We start from the raw sequence: 21738 nt of genomic DNA, 5'->3' as shown, positions 1-21738 counted from the left end.
CGGTGGCGGAGGACGCGGAGGGGCGGCTCGGGTTCGGCGGCCCGAAGCTGGTGCTGGTGAAGCCGCTGACCTACATGAACCTGTCCGGCGGCCCGGTGGCCGCGCTGGCCCAGTTCTACAAGGTGCCGCCGGGGCAGGTGGTCGCCGTGCACGACGAACTGGACATCGGTTACGGCCAGGTGCGGGTGAAGTGCGGCGGCGGTGAGGGCGGGCACAACGGGCTGCGGTCCATGTCGAAGTCGCTGGGCACCAGGGAGTACGTGCGGGTGCGGTTCGGCATCGGCCGGCCGCCGGGGCGACAGGACCCGGCGGACTACGTACTGTCGGATTTCGGCGCGGTGGAGCGTAAGGAGCTGGAGTTCCTGGTGGACCGGGCGGCGGACGTGGTGGAGTCGGTCATCACCCGGGGTGTGGAGCCCACGCAGAACCTGTACCACGGGGTGTGAGTGCCGGGTCGGTGGCCGCCGGCCGGTAGTCTGCGCCTTTTCCGGGGTGTGCGACCGGCGACGCGGCTGGTCGGGACGGGCCGGGGCGGCGCGGATCGAGGCGACGGGAGCAGGTTGTGGGCAGTCCTCCGATGATCGACGGCGCGTTCGCCCGGTGGCTGGCGGCCCGGGCTGGTCAGGCGCTGCTCGGCCTGCGGGCCGAGACGGGCTTCGCCGACGCGGGGGCGTTGAAGTCCGCGGGCGACAAGGTGTCGCACGACCTGATCCGTACGGAGCTGGCGACGTGGCGGCCGGGGGACGCGGTCCTCTCCGAGGAGGATGAGGGGTCGCGGCTGGCCTGGGCGGCGGAGGTGAGCACCGGGGCGGTGTCCCGGTTGACCGCGGACCGGGTGTGGATCATCGATCCGCTGGACGGTACCCGGGAGTTCGCCGAGGAGGGCCGGTCGGACTGGGCGGTGCACGTGGCGCTGTGGGCGCGCAAGGCGCCCACGCCGCACGGCCTGGTGGCGGGCGCGGTGGCGTTGCCGGCCCAGCACCGGGTGCTCGGTACGGATCAACCGCCGGCGTACCCGCCGATGACGTTGGAGGCGGCGACGTCGGGTAGCGGGCGGACGATCCGCCTGGCGGCGAGCCGGAGCCGGCCGCCGGTCTTCCTGACCGATCTGGCCGAGGAGGTCGGTGCGCACCTGGTGCCGATGGGGTCGGCCGGGGCGAAGATCGCGGCGGTGGTCACCGGTGAGGTGGACGCCTACATCCACGCCGGCGGCCAGTACGAGTGGGATTCGGCGGCGCCGGTGGCTGTGGCGACGGCCACCGGGCTGCACGCTTCCCGGATCGACGGATCTGCGCTGAAATACAACGAGGCGGATCCGCGCCTGCCTGACCTGCTGGTCTGTCGCAAGGATCTCGCCAGCCGGTTGCTTGCAGCGTTGCAGCGACATTCCGGGTAGCCTGAGCGCACTTCTTGACATACCCGACCGGAAAGGTCTGGAAATCGGATGAGCGAGCGAATCGAGCCCGCGTCATGACCGCACCCGCCGCCTACCAGGTCTCCCACCTCGACGCGCTGGAGGCCGAGAGCATCTTCGTGATGCGCGAGGTGGTCGCCGAGATGGAACGCCCGGTGCTGCTCTTCTCCGGCGGCAAGGACTCGATCGTGATGCTCCGGCTGGCGCAGAAGGCGTTCGCCCCGGCCAACATCCCCTTTCCGGTGATGCACGTCGACACCGGGCACAACTTCCCCGAGGTGCTGGAGTACCGCGACCAGCGGGTCGCCGAGCTGGGGCTGCACCTGGTGGTGGCGAGCGTGCCCGAGGCGCTGGCCAACGGGCTGGTCCGGGAGTCCGCCGATGGGATGCGTAACCGGATCCAGACCCCGGTGCTGCTCGACGCGGTGGAGAAGCACCGGTTCGACGCGTTGTTCGGCGGCGCCCGCCGCGACGAGGAGAAGGCCCGGGCCAAGGAGCGGGTGTTCAGCTTCCGCGACGAGTTCGGCCAGTGGGATCCGAAGAACCAGCGGCCCGAGCTGTGGTCGCTGTACAACGGCCGGCACCACCCGGGCGAGTCGATCCGGGTCTTTCCGCTGTCCAACTGGACCGAGCTGGACGTCTGGCACTACATCGCCCGGGAGCGGATCGCCCTGCCGTCGATCTACTACGCCCACGAGCGCGAGGTGGTCGAGCGCGACGGGATGCTCTACGCGGTGAACGAGTTCTTCCGCCCCCGCGCGGGCGAGGAGCGGTTCAAGGCGCGGGTGCGCTACCGCACGGTCGGCGACGCGTCCTGCACGGCGGCCGTGCGCTCCGACGCCGACACGGTGGAGAAGGTCATCGAGGAGGTCGCCGCCACCCGGATCACCGAGCGCGGCGCGACCCGCGGTGACGACCGGGTCAGCGAGGCCGCCATGGAGGACCGCAAGCGGGAGGGCTACTTCTGATGGGCACCGAGACCCTGGCGCCGGCCACGTCCGACGCGGCGGCCCGGCCGATGGACCTGCTGCGGTTCGCCACCGCCGGCAGCGTGGACGACGGCAAGTCGACCCTGATCGGCCGGCTGCTGTACGACACGAAGTCGCTCTTCACCGACCAGCTCGCCGCGGTGGAGGCGGTCAGCGCGGCCCGGGGCGACGAGTACACCAACCTGGCGCTGCTCACCGACGGCCTGCGGGCCGAGCGGGAGCAGGGCATCACCATCGACGTGGCGTACCGCTATTTCGCCACCCCGCGCCGGAAGTTCATCATCGCCGACACCCCGGGGCACATCCAGTACACCCGGAACATGGTGACCGGGGCGTCGACGGCCGACCTGGCGCTGATCCTGGTCGACGCCCGCAAGGGCCTGGTCGAGCAGTCCCGCCGGCACGCGTTCCTCTGCTCGCTGCTGCGGGTGCCGCACCTGGTGCTCTGCGTCAACAAGATGGACCTGGTCGACTGGTCGCAGGAGGTCTTCGAGCGGATCGCGGACGAGTTCACCGCGTTCGCCGCGAAGCTGGAGGTGCCCGACCTGACGGTGGTGCCGATCTCCGCGCTGAAGGGCGACAACATCGTCTCCCGCTCGAAGAACATGCCCTGGTACGAGGGGCCGTCGCTGCTGCACCACCTGGAGCGGGTGCACATCGCCAGCGACCGCAACCTGGTCGACGTCCGGTTCCCCGTGCAGTACGTGATCCGGCCGCAGTCCACCACTGTCACCGACTACCGGGGTTACGCCGGCCAGGTCGCCTCCGGCGTGCTCAAGCCGGGCGACGAGGTGATGGTGCTGCCGTCGGGCTTCACCAGCCGGATCGCCGCCGTGGAGACCGCCGACGGGCCGGTCGCGGAGGCGTTCCCGCCGATGTCGGTGACCGTACGCCTGACCGACGAGATCGACATCTCCCGGGGCGACCTGATCTGCCGGCCGAACAACGCCCCCGCGGTGGCCCAGGATATCGAGGCGATGATCTGCTGGATGGACGAGAGCCGCCCGCTCCAGGTCGGCGGCAGGTACGCGATCAAGCACACCACCCGGTCGGCCCGGGCGATCGTGCGGAGCCTGCACTACCGGCTGGACATCAACTCGCTGCACCGGGACGAGTCGGCGGGCGAGTTGAAGCTCAACGAGATCGGCCGGGTCCGGCTGCGCACCACCATCCCGCTGCTCGCCGACGAGTACCGGCGCAACCGCACCACCGGCGGGTTCGTCGTGATCGACGAGACCACCAACCGCACCGTCGGTGCGGGCATGATCGTCGAAGCCTCCTGACGCCGGCCTCCGATCAGGAGGTCGCCCGCCGTCCGGTCAGCCGGGCGGGGCCGCCAGTCGGGTCCAGATCCGGTAGCCGATCCAGCGGACGGCGGGAGCGGCCCGGCGGCGCAGCCGACCGGTGCGCGGCGACGCGCGCCCGGTGTGGCTCGGCGGGTGCCGCTGGTCGGCGCGACGGCCCGGGTGCGGGCCGCGCCGCCGCGACGACCGGGGACGCGCACAGTCAGTCCAGGCGGGTGGCGCCGCCGGCCGGGAGCACGGTGACGTGGCCTGGGGCGGGGAAACCGCGCGCGGCGTACGCGGTGCTGACCGCCCGCGCCACCGCGTCGGCGCGGTCCGCGTCGACCAGGGCGAGGACGCAGCCGCCGAAGCCGCCGCCGGTCATCCGGGCACCGTGCGCCCCGGCGGCGAGGGCCGCCTCGACCGCGGTGTCGATCTCCGGGACGGTGATCTCGAAGTCGTCCCGCATCGAGGCGTGCGAGGCGGTCAGCAGTGGGCCGATCTCGCGTACCTTGCCGGCGCGCAGCAGCGCGACGGTGTCGAGCACCCGCTGGTCCTCGGTGACCACGTGCCGGACCCGCCGCCGGGTCTCGTCGTCGGGCAGCCGGCTGAGCGCCGCGTCCAGCCCGTCGACGGTGAGGTCGCGCAGCGCGGGTACGCCGAGCAGCTCGGCGGCCGTCTCGCAGGACCTGCGGCGGGCGGCGTATTCGCCGTCGGCGTGCCGGTGCGGGGCGTGGCTGTCGACGACCAGCACGGCCAACCCGGCGCCGTCGAGGTCGAACGGGATGTGCTCGACGGACTCGTCGCGGCAGTCCAGGAAGAGGGCGTGGCCGGCGCGGCAGCGGATCGCCGCCGACTGGTCCATGATCCCGGTTGGCGCGCCGACGTAGCCGTTCTCGGCGCGCTGCGCCAGGCGGGGTTGCCTCTCGGTGGGCAGGTCCAGGCGGCCCAGCTCGACCAGGGCGGCCAGCACGGCCGACTCCAGCGCCGCCGAGGAGGACAGCCCCGAGCCCAGCGGCACGTCGGAGGCGATCGCCAGCCGGGCGCCGGGCACCCGGTGCCCCGCGTCCCGCAGCGCCCACACCACCCCGGCGACGTACGCGGCCCAGCCGGTGACCCGGCCCGGCTCGGCGACCTCGGTGGCGCCGAAGGTGACCGTCTCGCCGGACAGCTCGGACCAGACCGTCCAGGTCTCGCCCGGCAGCGGCGCCGCGGCGGCGACGGTGCGCAGCGACAGGGCGAAGGGGAGGACGAAACCGTCGTTGTAGTCGGTGTGCTCGCCGATCAGGTTGGCCCGGCCGGGAGCCGCCCAGCGGCCGGCGGGCGGCTCACCGTACTGCCTGGTGAAGCCGGCGGTGGCGCGGGCGGCGACGTCGGTCACGGCCGCCCCAGGTGGTGGGTGCGGTAGAAGGACCAGGCGTCGGCGACCATGTCGTGCAGGGTTGGCTTCTCCGGCACCCAGCCCAGTTCGGCGCGGGCCAGGGCGGAGGAGGCGACCAGCTCGGCCGGGTCGCCCTCGCGGCGCGGCGCCATCTCGACCGGCACCGGGTGCCCGGTGACCTCGCGGACCACCTCGACCACCTGCCGGTTGGTGAAGCCGTTGCCGTTGCCCAGGTTGTAGATCCGGTGCTGGCCGCCGCTGGCCGCGTCGAGCGCCAGCAGGTGGGCGCGGGCCAGGTCGGCGACGTGGATGTAGTCGCGGACGCAGGTGCCGTCGGCGGTGGGGTAGTCGTCGCCGAAGAGCTGGAGTTTCTCCCGCCGGCCGGCGGCGACCTCCAGCGCGATCGGGATGAGGTGGGTCTCCGGGTCGTGCCGCTCGCCGAGCGCCACGTCGCCGGTGAGGTGCGCGCCGGCGACGTTGAAGTAGCGCAGGGAGACCGCGGCGAGGCCGTGCCCGACCGCCTCGGAGGTGAGCGCCATGTCGACCGCCAGCTTGGTCGCGCCGTACGTGTTGGTGGGGGCCTTGACCGCGGTCTCCGGGATGGGCAGCTCGGTGGGGTTGCCGTAGACCGCGGCGGTGGAGGAGAAGACCAGTCGGGGCACCCCGGCGGCCCGGACCGCGTCGATCAGCGCGAGCGAGCCGACCGTGTTGGTGTGCCAGTAGAGCTCCGGCTTGACCATCGACTCGCCGGCGGCGATCAGCGCGGCGAAGTGCAGGACGCCGTCGAAGCCGGCCTCCCGGGTGAGCACCCGGCCCGCGTCGTGGACGGGCATCTCGACGTGCGTCGCGTCGGGGGCGAGCGCTTCCCGGTGGCCGGTGCGCAGGTCGTCGAGGACGACCACCTCGTGGCCGGCGTCGAGCAGCATCCGGGTCACCACGCTGCCGATGAAGCCGGCGCCGCCGGTGACGAGCAGTTTCACGTCGGTCTCCTCCTGCCTGGCCGTCTCGGCCGGGACCATGTGGTGATCACCCTACGGCCGGCGGCCGTGCCCCGGCTCCACGCCGGGCACCGCCATTTCATCATAAACTCTCATGATTAAACAGAGCCGAACATCATGACGTGCCGGTGACCGCCGCCTCCGCTGTCTACCATCACTGTCATGCGGGAAGCGGGTGGTCCCGGGCTCCGCCGTCGAGTGCGGGGCCGGCCCCGCCGCGAACCCGGCCCGCTGGCCCGCGCCGTCGCCCGGATGGTCGTGCGGATCACCGACGGCGCCACCCGGGCGGTGACCGACCTGCTCGGCGCCAGCCCGGCCGCCGGACGGGAGCGGATCAGCGAGGACGAGCTGCGCGACCTGGTCGCCGCCAACATCCGGCTCGACCCGGTCGAACGCCGGATCATCGAAGAGGTGCTGGTCGCCGGCGCCAGCCTGGTCCGTGAGGTGATGATGCCCCGCACCGAGGTGGTCTTCCTCTCCGCCCGGCTGACCCTCGCCGAGGCCGAGCGGGTGGTCCGGGCCGAGACGCACACCCGCTACCCGGTGGTCGACGGCACCCACGACGACGTGGTCGGCTTCGTGCACCTGCGCGACGTGCTGCTCCGCCCCGACCTGGACCCGTGCACCAGCGTCGGGGAGCTGACCCGCGAGGTGAAGCGGCTGCCCGGCAGCAAGCGGGTGCTCGCCGCGCTGAGCGAGATGCGCCGGGAACGGCACCACCTCGCGGTGGTGGTCGACGAGTACGGCGGCACCGCCGGCATCGTCACCCTGGAGGACCTCATCGAGGAGCTGATCGGGGAGATCCACGACGAGTACGACACCGCCCCCGACCCGGTGCACGGTGGCCTGCCCGCCGTGGTCGACGGCCGGCTCAACCTCGCCGACTTCGCCGAGCGCACCGGGGTGACCCTGCCGCCGGGCCCGTACGAGACGGTCGGCGGGTTCGTGATGGCGGCGCTGGGGCGGCTCCCGGTGGTCGGTGACGAGGTGCCGGTGGCCGCCGAGCGCAACGGCACGGGTGGGCCGGCGCCCGACGACCCGCCCGGCTGGCTGCTGCGGGTGCTGGCGCTGGAGGGGCGCCGGGTGGCCCGGCTCGCGGTCTCGGCGGTGCGCCTGCCCGAGCCGCGCCGCGAGGTCATCGCCCCGACCCTCGCGGGTCGGCCCCGACCCGCCGGCCCGTCATGACGGCCGCCGGGTGGTGCTGACAGAATTGCCGGCATGTCCGACGTTCCCGCCCGCCCCCGCGTCTTCTCCGGCATCCAGCCGACGGCCGACTCGTTCCACCTCGGCAACTACCTGGGCGCGGTGCGGCACTGGGTGGCGTTGCAGGACACCCACGACGCCTTCTACTGCGTGGTCGACCTGCACGCGATCACCGCGGGCCACGACCCCGCGGTGCTGCGGCAGCGCTCCCGGGTGGCCGCCGCCCAGCTCTTCGCGGTGGGCCTCGACCCGGAGCGGAGCACGCTGTTCGTCCAGTCGCAGGTGCCCGAGCACCCGCAGCTGGCCTGGGTGCTGGGCTGCATCACCGGCTTCGGCGAGGCGAGCCGGATGACCCAGTTCAAGGACAAGTCCCAGAAGCAGGGTGGCGAGCGGGCCAGCGTCGGCCTGTTCACCTACCCGATCCTGCAGGCCGCCGACATCCTGCTCTACCAGGCCCACGCGGTGCCCGTCGGTGAGGACCAGCGCCAGCACCTGGAGCTCTCCCGCGATCTGGCGCAGCGGTTCAACTCGCTGTTCGGCAAGACCTTCACCGTGCCCGCGCCGCACATCGTGAAGGACACCGCGAAGATCACCGACCTGCAGGACCCGACCGCCAAGATGTCGAAGTCGTCCTCTTCGCCCGCCGGCATCATCGACCTCCTGGAGGACCCGGCCCGCTCGGCCAAGAAGATCCGCTCCGCGGTCACCGACACCGGTCGCGAGATCGTCTTCGACGCCGAGACCAAGCCCGGCATCTCCAACCTGCTCACCATCTACTCCGCGCTCTCCGGCCGGACCATCGACGACCTGGTGGCCGCGTACGCCGGCAAGGGCTACGGCGACCTGAAGAAGGACCTGGCCGAGGTGGTGCGGGACTTCGTCGGCCCGATCCAGGAGCGCACCCGCACCTACCTGGACGACCCGGCCCAGCTGGACAAGCTGCTCGCCGCCGGCGCGGAGAAGGCCCGCAGGGTCGCCGCCGCCACGCTGCGCGCCGCGTACGAGCGGGTGGGCTTCTTCCCGCCGGTGCACGGCGGGTAGCGCCCCGGGGCGCGACGGTACGGGTGGGGACGGGTCGGTGGCCGGGAGGGGTGGCGCGGAGCGTGGACGGCAGTAACGGGGCGCCGGAGGCCGGGGACACCCTCCAGATCGGGATCGCGGTGGACATCCCCGAGCCGTGGGGCAACATGCTCACCCGGCGACGGATCGAGGCCGGCGACCCGCAGGCCGTCCCCGCGCACGTGACGCTGCTCGGGCCGACCGAGATCCCGGTGGCCGCGCTGCCCGCCGTCGAGCGGCACCTGGGCGCGGTCGCCGCCGCGCACCTGCCGTTCACCCTGCATTTGCGGGGCACCGGCACGTTCCGGCCGGTGACCCAGGTGGTCTTCGTGGCGGTGGCCGCCGGGATCAGCGAGTGTGAGCTACTCGCCGCCGCGATCAGCGCCGCCCCGGAACTGCGCCGGGAGGCGCGCTTCCCGTACCACCCGCACGTCACGGTCGCCCAGGACGTCACGCCGGAGGCGCTGGACAAGGTGTACGAGGACCTCGCCGACTTCTCCGCGATGTTCGAGGTGGAGGCGTTCACCCTCTTCTCGCACAGCGGCCAGGCCCGGTGGCAGCCGCGGCGGGACTTCCGGCTGGGCGGCTGAGTCCCCGGTCCGGTGCGGGCACGGCGGCCGACGCGCCGGTTGGCGAGGGGTCGCGCCGGGGTTGCCCGCGCGGCGGCGGGAGATCGGCGAGGATGACGGCGTGAACGTGTTCGGCCGCATCGAGGCGGGCATCGGCCGCCGGATCAGCGCCGCCCGGCGCCGCTCCGGCGCGGTCGACCACCTGTGGCGGGCCGGCGTGCTCTACACCGGGGTGCTGGGCGGGCGGCTGGCCGCGGCGATCGCCTACTACGGCTTCTTCGCCGTCTTCGCGCTGGCCCTGGTGGCGTACTGGGCCTTCGGGGCGATCCTGGAGGACAACGACGAGGTCAGGACGGCGGCGGCCGACTTCCTGCGGGAGAATCTGCCGTTCCTCGACCCGGTGCAGATCGCCGACACCAGCGGCACGGTCGGGGTCGTCGGCCTGATCATCCTGGTCTTCACCGGGATCGGCTGGGTGGAGGCGATCCGCTCCTCGCAGCGGCTGATGTACGGGCTCAACCAGCAGCCCGGCAACCTGGTGGTCCGCCGGCTGGTCGACCTGGGTGTGCTGCTGGTCGTCTTCGTGCTGCTCGGCGTCTCGGTGGCCGCGGTCGACGCGCTGGAGTCGCTGCTGCGTTTCCTGCTGCGCAGCACCGGGTCGATCGGCCTGACCTCGGTCAGCGCGGCGCTCAGCGTGCTGGTCAACGCGGTGCTCGCCACGCTGCTGCTGGTCGCGGTGCCCCGGCTGCGGATGAGCCGGTCCCGGCTGCGCCCGGTGGTGCTGCTGGTCGCGGTCGGCATCACGCTGCTGAACACCGTCGGGCGCTACTACGTCGTGCGTACCGAGCGGAATCCGGCGTACACGGTGGTGGCCGGCGCGGTGGGGTTGCTGCTCTACCTCTACCTGCTCAACCAACTGTTGCTCTTCGGTGCGGCCCTCGCCGCCACCAGCGAGCGGGGGCGGGTGGTGGACCTGGCGGAGGGCCCGGCGCCGGTCGACCTGGACGCGGAGACCGAGCCCGGCACCCCGGGCGGGGCCGGATGACCGTTGGAGAGGAGGAGGGGTGCTGATCTCGGTCGACCCGGGCTCGTCGGTGTCGCCGTACGAGCAGGTGCGGGTGCAGTTGGCGGAGATGATCGGGGACGGCCGGCTGCCGGTCGGGGCGCGGCTGCCCACCGTCCGGCAGCTCGCGGCGGACCTGCACCTGGCGGCGAACACGGTGGCCCGGGCGTACCGGGAGTTGGAGGCGGCGGGGCTGCTGGAGACCCGAGGCCGGCACGGCACGTTCGTCGCACCCGGCCGGGATGATGCGATGGACCGGTTGCAGCGGGTGGCGGCCGAGTACGCCGTTCAGGCCGCCCGGCTGGGCGTGCCGCCAGCGGCGGCGCTCGCCCTGGTGCGCGCCGCGCTGGACGCCAACCGACCGGGGTGAGCCGACGACAGGGAGGAGCCCGATGACCCTGGTTTGACCCTCCACCCCGCCAAGCCATGACCACAAGGGTTCGCGTCACGGCAGACCTCGTCCCCGACCCAAATCTCTTGATCACCGTCGTCAGGGCCAGGCGTGAGGGTGAATGGGGGGGAATGCGGCCCGGGTGTCCGACGGGACGGACCATGATGAGCCGGTGGGCGCACTTGTGACACTCGACCTGCCGGACGACTCGCCGATGTTCGACCTGCCGTGGATCATCACCTTCGGCCCGCTCAGCGACGTCGACGAGTGGGAGCCGGTGGTCTGCGGCCCGTACGAGCGGCCGCACGCGCTGGCGCTGGCCGAGTCGGTGGTCGCCGAGGAGCAGTTGATGGCGGTGGTGGAGCCGCTGTTGCCGGCGGTTTCCGCCGACCAGATCCGGGGCGAGATCGCCGCCGCGCAGATCGCCGCCGAGGACGAGATGGTGCAGATCGAGGAGGCCGACCTCTACGGCGACTTCGAGGACACCATCGATGAGGAGCTGGAGACCGCGGCCGAGGAGGCTCGGGGCGAGCCGCTCGTCCCGCCCAGCGAGGCGGAGCTGCGCGCCGGTTTCAGCCGGATCGCCGCGAAGCTTCCCGGCGTAGGGACCTGACCTCGCCGCTCGCCCGTCCGCAGTGGGAGGGTTCAACTGCGGGCGCGTGCCCAGCCGGTGAAACGCTCGGACAGGTCTGCTGCCGGCTTGCCGCTGTCCAGCTCGGCGAACTCCTCGGCGGCCTCAACCTGAAGGGTGGCGAGGTACAACAGGAGGGCCGTCCGGTCGTTGCGGTACTCGCCGAGGAGGCGCAGTTTCGCTGGTGAGCAGGGCCAGGCGATCCCGCAGGCCGCACAGCGCCAGGTGGGGCGGGAGGGAAGGTGTTCGGGGCGGCGGGTCACAGGGACGTCACCTCGATGTCCGTCACGCGGTCGACCCGGACGAAGGCGTACCGTTCGCGGACAGCGACCGACCCGTCTTCGCGGACCTCGCGCCCCTTCAGCTCGGCGCCCTCGTACGGGCCCCGGCCGATGACCTCGGAAACGTGCAGCATCAGGGTGCCGGTACCGAACGTGTAGGAACCTTCGGGCACCCGGATGACGTGGCCGACGATGAGGCTCACCAGCGGGCCCCGTTCGCGCGCCACTGCTGGGCGCGGGTCAGGTTCCCGGCACGGCCGGGGCCTGAGGTCGGGAAGAGGTGCGTCGGCTGGGTGGCCCAGCTCGGCCCCTGGTTGAGCGGCGCTCGGCATGGGAGCGGGGACGGCGTCGGGGCGGGGTCGCGGCGCCAGAACCGGAATCGCACAGCGGGGCCTCCTCGGGTCGCTGGAAGGGGCCGCCCCGCCCCTCACGAGGCGGGCCCCCGACTGGCGCAACCGCCGGGCCTCGGGTCGCCTCCACCGGCCGCGCCGTCTGTCCTTCCACCCTGGACGCCGGGCCCCTACGCTCGGAACAGTCACCGCTCGATCGCGGAGCGCGGCGGCCACTTCAGGGCCGGTAAGGAACGGTGTGGACAGTCGTGGAAGGGCATGGAACCCGTGGGAATCTCGCCGTCTGAGTACCTTCTTCGCGAGCTACGGCGGCGCCGGACCGCTGCCGGGCTGACACAGGCTCAGCTGGGCGAGCGGGTCTTCTGCTCAGACTCCCAGGTCAGCGCCATAGAGACCGGGGTGAAGCCGCCCAGCCTGCCCTACCTCACCGCCGTCGACGAGGCGCTAGGCACGGGTGGCTACTTCGCGACCCTGTGGGACGAGTTGGTCAAGGGGGACGCCGCGCCGGTCTGGCTGCGTGAGTGGATTGAGATAGAGCGCGAGGCGACCGCGCTGCGCTGGTACGAACACGCCTTCGTGCCCGGCCTCCTTCAGACCGAGGGGTACGCCAGCGCCACCTTCCGAGCGGCCCGAGTGCCGAGCTCGGAACTTGACCAGCGGGTCGCGGCGCGATTGGAACGGCAAACCGTGCTCTCCCGTGACCCCGCCCCGCACCTCTTCGTGGTCTTGGACGAGATGGTTGTCCGCCGCGCGTGCGGTGGTCCCGACGTCATGGCCGAGCAGCTGGAACACCTCATGGCCTGTGCCGAGCAGCCGCATATTCAGTTGCACATTGTCCCGATGTCTTCTGGCATGTACTCGGGCCTGGCCGGGGCCTTCATCCTCGCGGACCTGCCGGACGGATCCCGGGCCGGGTATGTGGACAACCAGCTAGCGGCGCAGATCGTGGAGCAGCCTGAAGGGGTTGCTAGCCTTGGACTGTCGTGGGACGCGGTCCGGGGCGAAGCCCTCCCGCTCGGCCAGACCCTCGACCTTCTCAAGGAAGCGGCTAAGACATGGATATGACGAATGCTCGCTGGCGGAAGGCGTCTCGCTCTTCCACCAACGGCGGGGCGTGCGTGGAAGTCGCCGACAACCTCCCGGGCGTCGTTGCCGTCCGCGATTCGAAGGACCCATCCGGCCCGGCGTTGACCTTCACGCCGGCAGCGTGGCGCACGTTCATTGGCGAGGTAGCCGAGCGGTCCTGACCGACGCGACACGCCAAGCGCCCGTCCAGGATTTCGGGGGCGGGCGCCTTGCGTTTGGCGCGCGGCCAGCCGCCGATGACGAGGCGAGCGGTAAGCGGACGGACGCCGGCGCCTCGGGAGCGGACTCCACGAGACGCCGGCGCACCTCACCCCCCACCACAAGGGGTCGGTGGCCCAGCCGCCCGGCGGCGCGGGGCACGACGGACGACCAGGTCGATGACGGGTACCCGCTCAGCGGCGTTCGAACCAGGCAGCCGCGTCGACCGGGAGCAGGTGGCCGGCGTCCTGCCCGGTGAGCGCCTGGCTGGCGACGATCGGCTCGCCGTACCCGTCGACCAGGGCCGGGACGCCGCTGAGGTTGACCACGCAGGTCAGCACGGCGTCGCCGGCGGTGCGGCTGAAGGCGAGCAGCCCGGGCTCGGTCTCCAGCCAGGTGATCCCGCCCGTGATCGCCAGCGCCGGGTGCGCGCGGCGGATCCGCAGGGCGGTGCGGTAGAGCTCCAGCGTCGAGCCGGGCACTCCGGTCTGGGCGGCGACCGAGAGGTCCCGCCAGGTGGCGGGGGCCGGCAGCCAGCTCAGCTCGCTGCCCTCCGGCCCGAAGCCGTACGGGGCCAGCTCCCCACTCCACGGGATGGGCACCCGGCAGCCGTCCCGGCTCTCCCCGATGCGCAGGAACGCCGGGTCCTGGCGAAGCTCGTCGGGGAGGTCGAGCACCTCCGGCAGGCCCAGCTCCTCGCCCTGGTAGACGTACGCGCAGCCGGGCAGGGCGAGCATCAGCAGGGCGGCGGCGCGGGCCCGGCGCAGGCCCTCCGCGCCGTCGCCGTAGCGGGTGACGTGCCGCTGCCGGTCGTGGTTGGAGAGCACCCAGGTGGTCGGGGCGCCGACGATGGTCGATTCGGCGAGGGCGGTGTCGACCACCTTTCGGAACGAGTCGGCCGACCAGGTGGCGTCGAGGAAGTCGAAGCTGAAGGCCTGGTGCAGCTCGTCCGGGCCGATGTAGCGGGCCAGTCGCTGCGGGGTCTCGGCCCACGCCTCGGCGACCGCCATCCGGCCGCCCGGGTAGCTGTCCAGGATCGGTCGCCAGGCGCGGTAGATGTCGTGCACCTCGTCCTGGTCGAAGTAGGGGAGGCGGCCCTTGCCCAGCAGTTCGGACTGGCGCTGGCCGGTGGTCATCGAGTTGAAGCCGACGTCCGGCAGCCCGTCCGCCTTGATCATGCCGTGCGCCACGTCGATCCGGAAGCCGTCGACGCCGCGGTCCAGCCAGAAGCGCAGGACATCCTCGAACTCGGCGCGCACCTGCGGGTGCCGCCAGTTCAGGTCGGGCTGGGCCGGGTCGAACAGGTGCAGGTACCACTGCCCGTCGTCCAGGCGGGTCCAGGCGGGGCCGCCGAAGATGCTCTCCCAGTCGTTCGGGGGCAGTTCACCCTGCTCGCCCTTGCCGTCGGCGAACAGGTAGCGCTCGCGTTCGGCGGAACCGGGGCCGGCGGCCAGGGCGGCCTGGAACCACGGGTGGGCGCTGGAGGTGTGGTTGGGAACCAGGTCGACGATGATCCGCAGGCCCAGCGCATGCGCGTCGGTGATCATGTGGTCGAAGTCGGCCAGCGTGCCGAACATCGGGTCGACATCGCGGTAGTCGGCGACGTCGTAGCCGCCGTCGATCATCGGCGAGGTGTAGAAGGGGGTCAGCCACAGTGCGTCGATCCCGAGGTCGCGCAGGTACGGCAGGCGCTCCCGGATGCCCTGGAGGTCGCCGATGCCGTCGCCGTTGGAGTCGGCGAAGCTGCGGACGTAGACCTGGTAGACGACCGCGGAGCGCCACCAGTCGGCGTCGGAGGTCAGCGGCGTGGGGTTGCTGACGGTCATCGGAGGCGTTCCCCGTTCTGTGGCGCGGCACGGCGGCACCCGCCGCCGGTGCGGGTGGCGGGCGCGCGGGTGCCCATGCAGGATGCCGCCCGGATGCTGAAAGCGTCAAGCATTTCTTGCGCAAGAAATGACGTCCGGGTCGGCAGTCGCCCGGTCAGGCCGGTACGGCCAGCGCCGGCGGGGCCGGGCGCTGCCGGGCCGCGCCGCCCTTGCCGGGACGGGCGGCGGGGGCCACCGCGGTGGAGCCACGGACCACGAGTTCCGGGCGGAACAGGTACTCCGAGTGTGGTGCGGCGTGCCCGTTGATCTCGTCGACCAGGGCCCGGACCGCGGCGACCGCCATCGCGGCGACCGGCTGCCGCATGGTGGTCAGCGGCGGGTCGGTGAAGGCCATCAGCGGGGAGTCGTCGTAGCCGACCACCGAGAGGTCCGCCGGGACCGACAGGCCGCGCTGCCGGGCGGCCCGGATCGCGCCGAGCGCCATCAGGTCCGAGCCGCAGACGATGCCAGTGACGCCGCGCTCCAGCAGCCGCGCGGCGGCGGCCTCGCCGCCCTCCACGCCGAACAGGGACAGCTCGGCCAGCTCGCCGAGCTCCGCCTCGGCCACGCCGGCCAGCCGGCTCACTGCGGCCCGGAAGCCGGCCACCCGCCGCTGCACCGGCACGAACCGGTCCGGGCCGGTGATGAGGCCGATCCGGCGGTGCCCGAGTGCCACCAGGTGGGCCACGGCCAGCTCGGTGGCCTCGCCGTCGTCGCAGGAGACGAAGGGCGCGGCGATGCCCGGGGCGTACCCGTTGATCATCACGATCGGCAGCGGGCGGGCGATCAGCGCCCGGTAGCGGTCGTGGTTGGCGGCGGTGTCGGCGTGCAGGCCGGAGACGAAGACGATCCCGGAGACCTGCCGGTCCAGCAGCATCTCGACGTACTCGTCCTCGGTGACGCCGCCGGGGGTCTGGGTGCACAGCACCGGGGTGAACCCGCTCTGCGCCAGGGTCGACTCGATCACCTGGGCGAAGGCGGGGAAGATCGGGTTGTCCAGCTCCGGGACCACCAGGCCGACCAGACCCGCGCTGCGCTTGCGCAGCCGGGCCGGGCGTTCGTAGCCGAGCACGTCGAGGGCGGTCAGGACGGCCTGCCGGGTCTCGGGGGCCACTCCGGGGCGGTCGTTGAGCACCCGCGACACCGTGGCCTCGCTGACTTCGGCCTGTTGGGCGATGTCGGACAGTCGAGCGCGCATGGCGGCACTTTAGCTCACGGGCAAGTTCTTGCGTACGCTCTTGCAAGCCCTTCCATTCTCTGAAACCTCTTGCTAACGTCCCCGCAACACGCGAGAGCAGCGGCGCTACAACCGGGCGCCGGTTGGCAAGAGCTTTCAGACGATCCCACGGCGGCCCGCCCCTTCCCCCGGCGGACCGCCTTGACGACAGGAGTACCGATGCGCATCCGTACCGCGGGTGTGGTCGCCGCCTTCGCCCTGGCGCTCGCCGCCTCCGGCTGCGGCGGCGGCAGCGACGAGCCGGCCGCGAAGGAATCCCCCAACGCTGCCGGCGGCAAGCTCGTGATCTGGGCCGACGACAAGCGGACGGCTGCCCTGAAGCCGTTCGCCGAGAAGTTCGGCCAGGACAACGGCGTCACCGTCGAGGTGCAGGCCGTCTCCAAGGACCTGCAGACCAACTTCGTCACCGCCTCGCAGCAGGGCAGCGGCCCGGACGTCGTGGTCGGCGCACACGACTGGATCGGCAACCTGGTGCAGAACGGCGCCATCGACCCGGTGCAGCTGGCCGCCGAGCAGAAGAGCGCGTTCAACGAGACCGCGATCAAGGCGGTCACCTTCAACGGCCAGCTCTACGGCGTGCCGTACGCCATGGAGAACCTGGCGCTGATCCGCAACACCGAGCTGGCCCCCGAGGCGCCCAAGACCATCGAGGACCTGGTCGCCGCCGGCAAGAAGCTCAAGGCCGAGAAGAAGGCCAGCGAGATCCTCTGCCTGCAGTCCGGCCAGAACGGCGACGCGTACCACATCTACCCGCTGTACACCTCCGGCGGAGGGTACCTCTTCGGCACCACCGCCAACGGCGACTACGACCCGAAGGACCTGGGCGTCGGCAAGCCGGAGTCGATCGAGGCGTTCAAGAAGATCGCCGCGCTCGGTGAGAAGGGCGAGGGCGCGCTGAAGCGCTCCATCACCGCCGAGAACTCGATCGCCACCTTCACCGGCAAGAAGTGCGCCTACCTGGTCTCCGGCCCGTGGGCCATCGCGGACGCCAAGAAGGCCAACATCTCCTACGACATCTCCCCTGTCCCCGGCTTCGCCGGCGGCAAGGAGGCCCAGCCGTTCGTCGGCGTCCAGGCGTTCTACGTGGCCGCCAAGGGCAAGAACAAGGCCCTGGCGCAGGAGTTCGTGGCCAACTACGTCACCACCCCCGAGCTGGCCGTGGCGCTGTACAACGCCGAGCCGCGTCCGCCGGCGCTGACCGCCGCGCTGGACCAGGTCAAGGGCAGTGACCCGGACCTGGCCAAGTTCCAGGAGGCCGGCAAGAACGGCCAGGTGCTCCCGGCCATCCCGGCCATGGCCACCATCTGGGACCCGTTCGGCAAGGCTCAGGCCGCCATCATCGGTGGCGCCGACCCGGCCAAGACCATCACCGCGGCCGGCAAGACCATCTCCGGCCAGATCAAGTAATGAGCACGTCGCTGTCCGGCCCGGGGTCTGCGAAGCAGGCCCCGGGCCGGGAGCCCGTCGGCTCCGGGCTCCCGCGCACCTCCCGTACCGCGCGGAACCACGCGCCGATCACCGCGACCGGACTGCTCGTCAAGGTGATCCTGCTCGGCCTGACCGCCGGGATCGCGATCTGGGCGGCCTTCCCGCTCGTCGAGGCGGAGCGGTGGATCGGGCTGGCCGTGCTGGCCGCCACCACCGCCGGGCTGTTCTACCTCTACCTCACCCGCCGGCACATCCCGGCGAAGTACCTGGTCCCCGGCACGCTCTTCCTGATCGCGTTTCAGGTGGTCCCGGTGCTCTACACCGCCAGCACCGCCTTCACGAACTTCGGCGACGGGCACCGCGGCAGCAAGGACGAGGCGATCGTCGCCATCCAGACCGCCTCGGTGAAGCAGGTGCCCGGCTCGACCCAGTACCCACTGTCGGTCGCGACCCAGGGCGACCCGGCCACCGGCCCGCTGGTCTTCCTGGTCACCGACCCGCAGACCGGCGCGGTCTCCGTCGGCGACGCCCAGGGCCTGCGCCAGCTCGACCCCGGCGACGTCACCGTCGCCCCCGGCGGCAAGGTCACCGCCGCCGACGGCTACACCATCCTCAACTTCGGCCAGGCCAGCAGCCGCAGCAAGGACATCACCGAGCTGGTGGTGCCGACCTCCGGCGGCGCGCTGCGCTCCTCCGGCCTGTCCCGCGCCTACGAGGGCAAGGCGGTCCGGGGGTACGACGCGGGATGCGACTGCGTCCGGGACAGCGAGACCGGCAGGACCTGGACGGCGGACGAGGAGACCGGCGCCTTCGTCGCCGCGGACGGCGAGCGGCTGGCCCAGGGCTGGAAGGTCGACGTCGGGCTGCGCAACTTCGCCCGGGTGCTCACCGACCCGGCCATCTCCGGGCCGTTCTTCGGCACGCTGGTGTGGAACTTCGCGTTCGCCATCGGCTCCACCGGCGGAACCTTCCTGCTGGGCATGTTCATCGCGCTGGCGCTGCACTCACCCCGGATGCGCGGCACCAACCTTTACCGGATCCTGCTGATCCTGCCGTACGCCATGCCGTCGTTCGCGATGCTGCTGGTCTGGCGGGACATGTTCAACACCGACTTCGGCCTGATCAACAACCTGTTCGGGCTCGGGGTCGACTGGTTCGGCCACGACTGGTCCGCCCGGCTCGCGGTGATCCTGGTGCAGCTCTGGCTCGGCTACCCCTACATGTTCCTGGTGGCCACCGGCGCGCTCCAGGCGATCCCGCGCGAGCTGACCGAGGCGACCCTGGTCGACGGCGCGTCGCCCTGGCAGTCGTTCCGCACCGTCACCCTGCCGCTGCTGCTGGTGGCACTCTCCCCGCTGCTGATCGCCTCGTTCGCCTACAACTTCAACAACTTCAACGCGATCCACCTGACCACCGAGGGTGGCCCGTTCCCGGCGGACAATCCGACCGCGGGCGCCACCGATCTGCTGATCACGTACACCTACCGGCTGGCCTTCGGCGCGCAGGGCGCCCAGTTCGGCCTGGCCGCGGCGGTGTCGCTGTTCATCTTCACCATCGTCGCGGTGGTCTCGGCGGTGAGCTTCCGGCGCACCCGCAAGCAGGAGGAGGTGTACTCGTGACCTCGCTCAGCGGCGCCCCGGTCGCGGGCGGCACGACCGGGGCCGTCCCGGCCGTCAACCGCAACTCCCGCCGGAGCCGGTGGTTCGCCCAGGTCGGCTGGCGGCACCTGGTGGGTGTGCTGGCCGTGGCGTTCAGCCTCTTCCCGATCCTGTTCGTGCTCTCCGCCGCGCTCAACCCGCTCGGCACCCTCTCCTCCACGGAGCTGGTCCCCACCGGGGGTGTCTCCGTGGAGAACTTCACCGGCCTGTTCGACCGCACCGCGTTCGGGCGGTGGTTCGTCAACTCGCTGGTGATCGCCGGGGTGGCCTCGTTCGCGTCGGTCTTCCTGTCGGCGCTGGCCGCGTACGCCTTCTCCCGGATGCGGTTCACCGGCCGCCGGGTCGGGCTGCTGTCGCTGCTGCTGATCCAGATGTTCCCGCAGTTCCTGGCGATCGTGGCGATCTTCCTGATCTTCACCACGGTCACCGACCTGTGGCCGGCGATCGGCTTCAACACCCCGTGGGGACTGCTGCTGCTCTACCTGGGCGGGGCGCTCGGCGTGAACACCTGGCTGATGAAGGGCTTCTTCGACACGCTTCCCCGGGAGCTGGACGAGTCGGCCACGATGGACGGCGCCAGCCACGCCCAGGTGTTCTTCCGGATCATGCTGCCGCTGGTGGCGCCGATCCTGGCGGTGACCGGCCTGCTGGCGTTCATCGGCACCATCAACGAGTTCCTGATGGCGAACGTCTTCCTGACCAATACCGAGTCCAAGACCCTCGCGGTCGGCATGTTCGGTCTGGTGGCCGGGGAGCGGAACAACAACTTCGGCATCTTCGCGGCGGGCACCCTGCTCACCGCGATCCCCACCGTGCTGGTCTTCCAACTGGTCCAGCGCTACATCGTCTCCGGCCTCACCGCCGGAGCGGTCAAGGGATAAGGACCCGCATGTCCCTACTGCCGCACCACGACGGCTCCGAGCTGTACGTCCCCGAGCAGACTCCCGCACTGGGGGACCGTGTCGACGTCTTCGTCCGGGTGCCGGCCGCCGCCGGTGTACGCCAGGTGCACGTGCGCACCACCGGCGACGGCGAGCCCCGGTTCGCCGAGGCGGTGGTCGACCGCACCGACGGCGGCGAGGTGTGGTGGCGGGCCACCGTCGAGGCCCGCAACCCGGTCAGTAACTACCGGTTCATGCTTGCCGGCGCCCGCGGCTACCGCTGGCTGACGGCCGCTGGACTGGTCGACCACGACGTGCCGGACAACGGCGACTTCAAGCTCGTCACCCACACCCCGCCCCCGGCCTGGGCCCGGGACGCGGTGATCTACCAGATCTTCCCGGACCGGTTCGCCCGCTCGGCCGCCGCCGACGGGCGGGAACCGCCCGACTGGGCGATCCCCTGCGACTGGGACACCCCGGTGATCGGGCGCGGCCCGGAGACGCCGTACCAGTTCTACGGCGGCGACCTGGACGGCGTCACCGAGCGGCTGGACCACCTGGACCGGCTCGGCGTCAACACCGTCTACCTGACCCCGATCTTCCCGGCCCGCTCCAACCACCGCTACGACGCGTCCAGCTTCGACACCGTCGACCCGCTGCTCGGCGGGGACGCCGCGCTGGCCCGGTTGGCCGACGCGGTGCGGGCCCGGGGCTGGCGGCTGCTCGGGGACATCACCAGCAACCACACCGGTGACGCCCACCGGTGGTTCACCGCCGCCGCCGCCGACGTGTCCGCGCCGGAGCGCGAGCTGTACTACTTCGACGAGGTGACCGGCGACTACGAGTCCTGGAACGGGGTCACGTCGCTGCCGAAGCTGAACTGGGGCAGCGCCGAGCTGCGCCGGCGCTTCGCCACCGCCGAGGATTCGCTGCTGCGCCGCTGGCTGCGGCCCCCGTACGGGCTGGACGGCTGGCGGGTGGACGTGGCGAACATGACCGGCCGGCGGGGCGCCGACGCGTACACCCACGAGGTGGCGGCGCTGCTGCGCCGGGTGGTCGCCGAGACCCGGGCCGACGGGCTGCTGATGGCCGAGCACGGCCACGACCACACCGGCGACCTCGACCGCGACGGCTGGCACGGCACGATGAACTACGTCGGCTTCACCGACCCGGTCTGGTCCTGGCTGCGGCACGGCGACCAGCCGGTGCCGAACTTCCTCGGCACCCCCGGCGGGGTGGTCCGGCGGGACGCCGACGCGGTGCTCGCCACCATGAACACCTACCGGTCGCTGGTGTCCTGGCGGTCGTACACCCACTCGTGGCAGCTGCTCGGCTCGCACGACTCGGCCCGGATCCGCACGGTGGTCGGCGACGCGGCTCGGCAGGAGGTGGCCGCCGGGCTGCTCGCCACCATGCCCGGCACGCCGATGGTCTTCGCCGGTGACGAGCTGGGGCTGACCGGCAGCAACGGCGAGGGCTCGCGTACCCCGATGCCGTGGCACCGCCCGGAGAGCTGGGACGCGGGCACCTTCGCCGCGTACCGGGCGCTGATCGCGCTGCGCCGGGCCGAGCCCGCGCTGCGCCACGGCGGGCTGCGCTGGGTGCACGCCGACGCGGACACCGTGGTCTTCCTGCGCGAGTCCCCGGCCGGCGCGGTGCTGGTGCTGGCCCGCCGCTCCGCCGGCACGCCGGTGCGGCTGACCGGGTTCCCCGCCGCCGAGAACATCTACGGCGGCGCCCCCGCCCTGCGCCCCGCCGCCGACGGCACCGTCA

The 21738-nt window shown here is 72.1% G+C and carries 22 protein-coding genes; 16 read left to right on the top strand and 6 right to left on the bottom strand.

Annotation, left to right across the window (positions count from 1 at the left end; genetic code table 11):
- From pth to C1I99_RS14345, 4 genes are all read left to right on the top strand, one after another.
- On the top strand, nt 1-446 hold a 446-nt coding region (gene pth / locus C1I99_RS14360), incomplete at its 5' end, for an aminoacyl-tRNA hydrolase (protein WP_111134718.1).
- Between the two features lie 131 nt (nt 447-577).
- A complete protein-coding gene (locus tag C1I99_RS14355) occupies nt 578-1396 on the top strand; it encodes an inositol monophosphatase family protein (RefSeq protein WP_111134717.1) in 819 nt (272 codons plus the stop codon).
- Nucleotides 1397-1470: 74 nt separating this feature from the next.
- Nucleotides 1471-2382 (top strand): sulfate adenylyltransferase subunit CysD, encoded by a 912-nt coding sequence (cysD, locus tag C1I99_RS14350; protein ID WP_111134716.1) that lies wholly within the window; start codon nt 1471-1473, stop codon nt 2380-2382.
- The gene (locus tag C1I99_RS14345) at nt 2382-3686 is read left to right on the top strand and encodes a sulfate adenylyltransferase subunit 1 (RefSeq protein ID WP_111134715.1); all 1305 of its coding nucleotides are present in this window, start codon (nt 2382-2384) and stop codon (nt 3684-3686) included. The genes cysD and C1I99_RS14345 overlap by 1 nt, the downstream gene beginning before the upstream one ends.
- 223 nt (nt 3687-3909) lie before the next feature.
- Here the strand turns inward: C1I99_RS14345 and galK are convergent, their stop codons facing one another.
- Together galK and galE are read right to left on the bottom strand one after the other, a co-directional pair.
- Complete coding sequence (gene galK, locus C1I99_RS14340) at nt 3910-5067, bottom strand: galactokinase (RefSeq protein ID WP_111134714.1); 1158 nt, start codon at nt 5065-5067, stop codon at nt 3910-3912.
- Complete coding sequence (gene galE, locus C1I99_RS14335; protein WP_199562116.1) at nt 5064-6086, bottom strand: UDP-glucose 4-epimerase GalE; 1023 nt, start codon at nt 6084-6086, stop codon at nt 5064-5066. The genes galK and galE overlap by 4 nt, the downstream gene beginning before the upstream one ends.
- A gap of 141 nt (nt 6087-6227) precedes the next feature.
- Between galE and C1I99_RS14330 the strand changes: the two genes are divergently transcribed.
- From C1I99_RS14330 to C1I99_RS14305, 6 genes are all read left to right on the top strand, one after another.
- Nucleotides 6228-7250, top strand: coding sequence for a hemolysin family protein (locus C1I99_RS14330; RefSeq protein WP_111134713.1), 1023 nt, complete (start codon nt 6228-6230; stop codon nt 7248-7250).
- 33 nt (nt 7251-7283) lie between these two features.
- Nucleotides 7284-8309, top strand: a complete 1026-nt coding sequence (gene trpS, locus C1I99_RS14325; protein WP_111134712.1) for a tryptophan--tRNA ligase — start codon at nt 7284-7286, stop codon at nt 8307-8309.
- Nucleotides 8310-8359: 50 nt separating this feature from the next.
- Nucleotides 8360-8917, top strand: a complete 558-nt coding sequence (locus C1I99_RS14320) for a 2'-5' RNA ligase family protein (RefSeq protein ID WP_438941411.1) — start codon at nt 8360-8362, stop codon at nt 8915-8917.
- A 100-nt stretch (nt 8918-9017) separates the two neighbouring features.
- Nucleotides 9018-9941: a YhjD/YihY/BrkB family envelope integrity protein gene (locus C1I99_RS14315; protein ID WP_111134720.1), complete on the top strand. Its 924-nt coding sequence runs from the start codon at nt 9018-9020 to the stop codon at nt 9939-9941.
- Between the two features lie 19 nt (nt 9942-9960).
- Nucleotides 9961-10329, top strand: a complete 369-nt coding sequence (locus tag C1I99_RS14310) for a GntR family transcriptional regulator (RefSeq protein WP_111134710.1) — start codon at nt 9961-9963, stop codon at nt 10327-10329.
- A gap of 193 nt (nt 10330-10522) precedes the next feature.
- Nucleotides 10523-10963 (top strand): hypothetical protein, encoded by a 441-nt coding sequence (locus C1I99_RS14305; RefSeq protein ID WP_111134719.1) that lies wholly within the window; start codon nt 10523-10525, stop codon nt 10961-10963.
- Nucleotides 10964-10995: 32 nt separating this feature from the next.
- On the opposite strand, the gene C1I99_RS14300 is transcribed toward C1I99_RS14305, so the two are convergent.
- On the bottom strand, nt 10996-11244 hold the full coding sequence (locus tag C1I99_RS14300) for a flavin reductase (RefSeq protein ID WP_111134709.1): 249 nt from the start codon (nt 11242-11244) through the stop codon (nt 10996-10998).
- Nucleotides 11241-11465 (bottom strand): hypothetical protein, encoded by a 225-nt coding sequence (locus C1I99_RS14295; protein ID WP_146603957.1) that lies wholly within the window; start codon nt 11463-11465, stop codon nt 11241-11243. The genes C1I99_RS14300 and C1I99_RS14295 overlap by 4 nt, the downstream gene beginning before the upstream one ends.
- Before the next feature lie 405 nt (nt 11466-11870).
- Between C1I99_RS14295 and C1I99_RS14285 the strand changes: the two genes are divergently transcribed.
- Together C1I99_RS14285 and C1I99_RS14280 are read left to right on the top strand one after the other, a co-directional pair.
- Nucleotides 11871-12677, top strand: a complete 807-nt coding sequence (locus C1I99_RS14285) for a helix-turn-helix domain-containing protein (RefSeq protein ID WP_111134706.1) — start codon at nt 11871-11873, stop codon at nt 12675-12677.
- Nucleotides 12668-12859, top strand: a complete 192-nt coding sequence (locus C1I99_RS14280) for a DUF397 domain-containing protein (protein WP_111134705.1) — start codon at nt 12668-12670, stop codon at nt 12857-12859. Before C1I99_RS14285 ends, C1I99_RS14280 begins: the two co-directional genes overlap by 10 nt.
- Before the next feature lie 231 nt (nt 12860-13090).
- Here C1I99_RS14280 and C1I99_RS14275 read toward each other — a convergent pair whose 3' ends face one another.
- Nucleotides 13091-14722, bottom strand: a complete 1632-nt coding sequence (locus tag C1I99_RS14275; RefSeq protein ID WP_111134704.1) for a glycoside hydrolase family 13 protein — start codon at nt 14720-14722, stop codon at nt 13091-13093.
- Nucleotides 14723-14876: 154 nt separating this feature from the next.
- A complete protein-coding gene (locus tag C1I99_RS14270) occupies nt 14877-15959 on the bottom strand; it encodes a LacI family DNA-binding transcriptional regulator (protein WP_111134703.1) in 1083 nt (360 codons plus the stop codon).
- Nucleotides 15960-16157: 198 nt separating this feature from the next.
- Here C1I99_RS14270 and C1I99_RS14265 point away from each other — a divergent pair, with 198 nt between their 5' ends.
- The 4 genes from C1I99_RS14265 to C1I99_RS14250 all read left to right on the top strand — a co-directional run.
- The gene (locus tag C1I99_RS14265) at nt 16158-17405 is read left to right on the top strand and encodes a sugar ABC transporter substrate-binding protein (RefSeq protein ID WP_111134702.1); all 1248 of its coding nucleotides are present in this window, start codon (nt 16158-16160) and stop codon (nt 17403-17405) included.
- Nucleotides 17405-19045, top strand: coding sequence for an ABC transporter permease subunit (locus tag C1I99_RS14260; protein WP_111134701.1), 1641 nt, complete (start codon nt 17405-17407; stop codon nt 19043-19045). Before C1I99_RS14265 ends, C1I99_RS14260 begins: the two co-directional genes overlap by 1 nt.
- Nucleotides 19042-19965: a sugar ABC transporter permease gene (locus C1I99_RS14255; protein ID WP_111134700.1), complete on the top strand. Its 924-nt coding sequence runs from the start codon at nt 19042-19044 to the stop codon at nt 19963-19965. Before C1I99_RS14260 ends, C1I99_RS14255 begins: the two co-directional genes overlap by 4 nt.
- A gap of 8 nt (nt 19966-19973) precedes the next feature.
- Nucleotides 19974-21738: glycoside hydrolase family 13 protein (locus C1I99_RS14250; protein ID WP_111134699.1), on the top strand; the 1765-nt coding region annotated here is incomplete at its 3' end.

The organism is Micromonospora deserti, assembly GCF_003236335.1.
GTDB classification, from domain to species: Bacteria; Actinomycetota; Actinomycetes; order Mycobacteriales; family Micromonosporaceae; genus Micromonospora; species Micromonospora deserti.
Note: the sequence above shows the minus strand (reverse complement) of the source record. Positions and strands in the feature narration are given on the sequence as shown.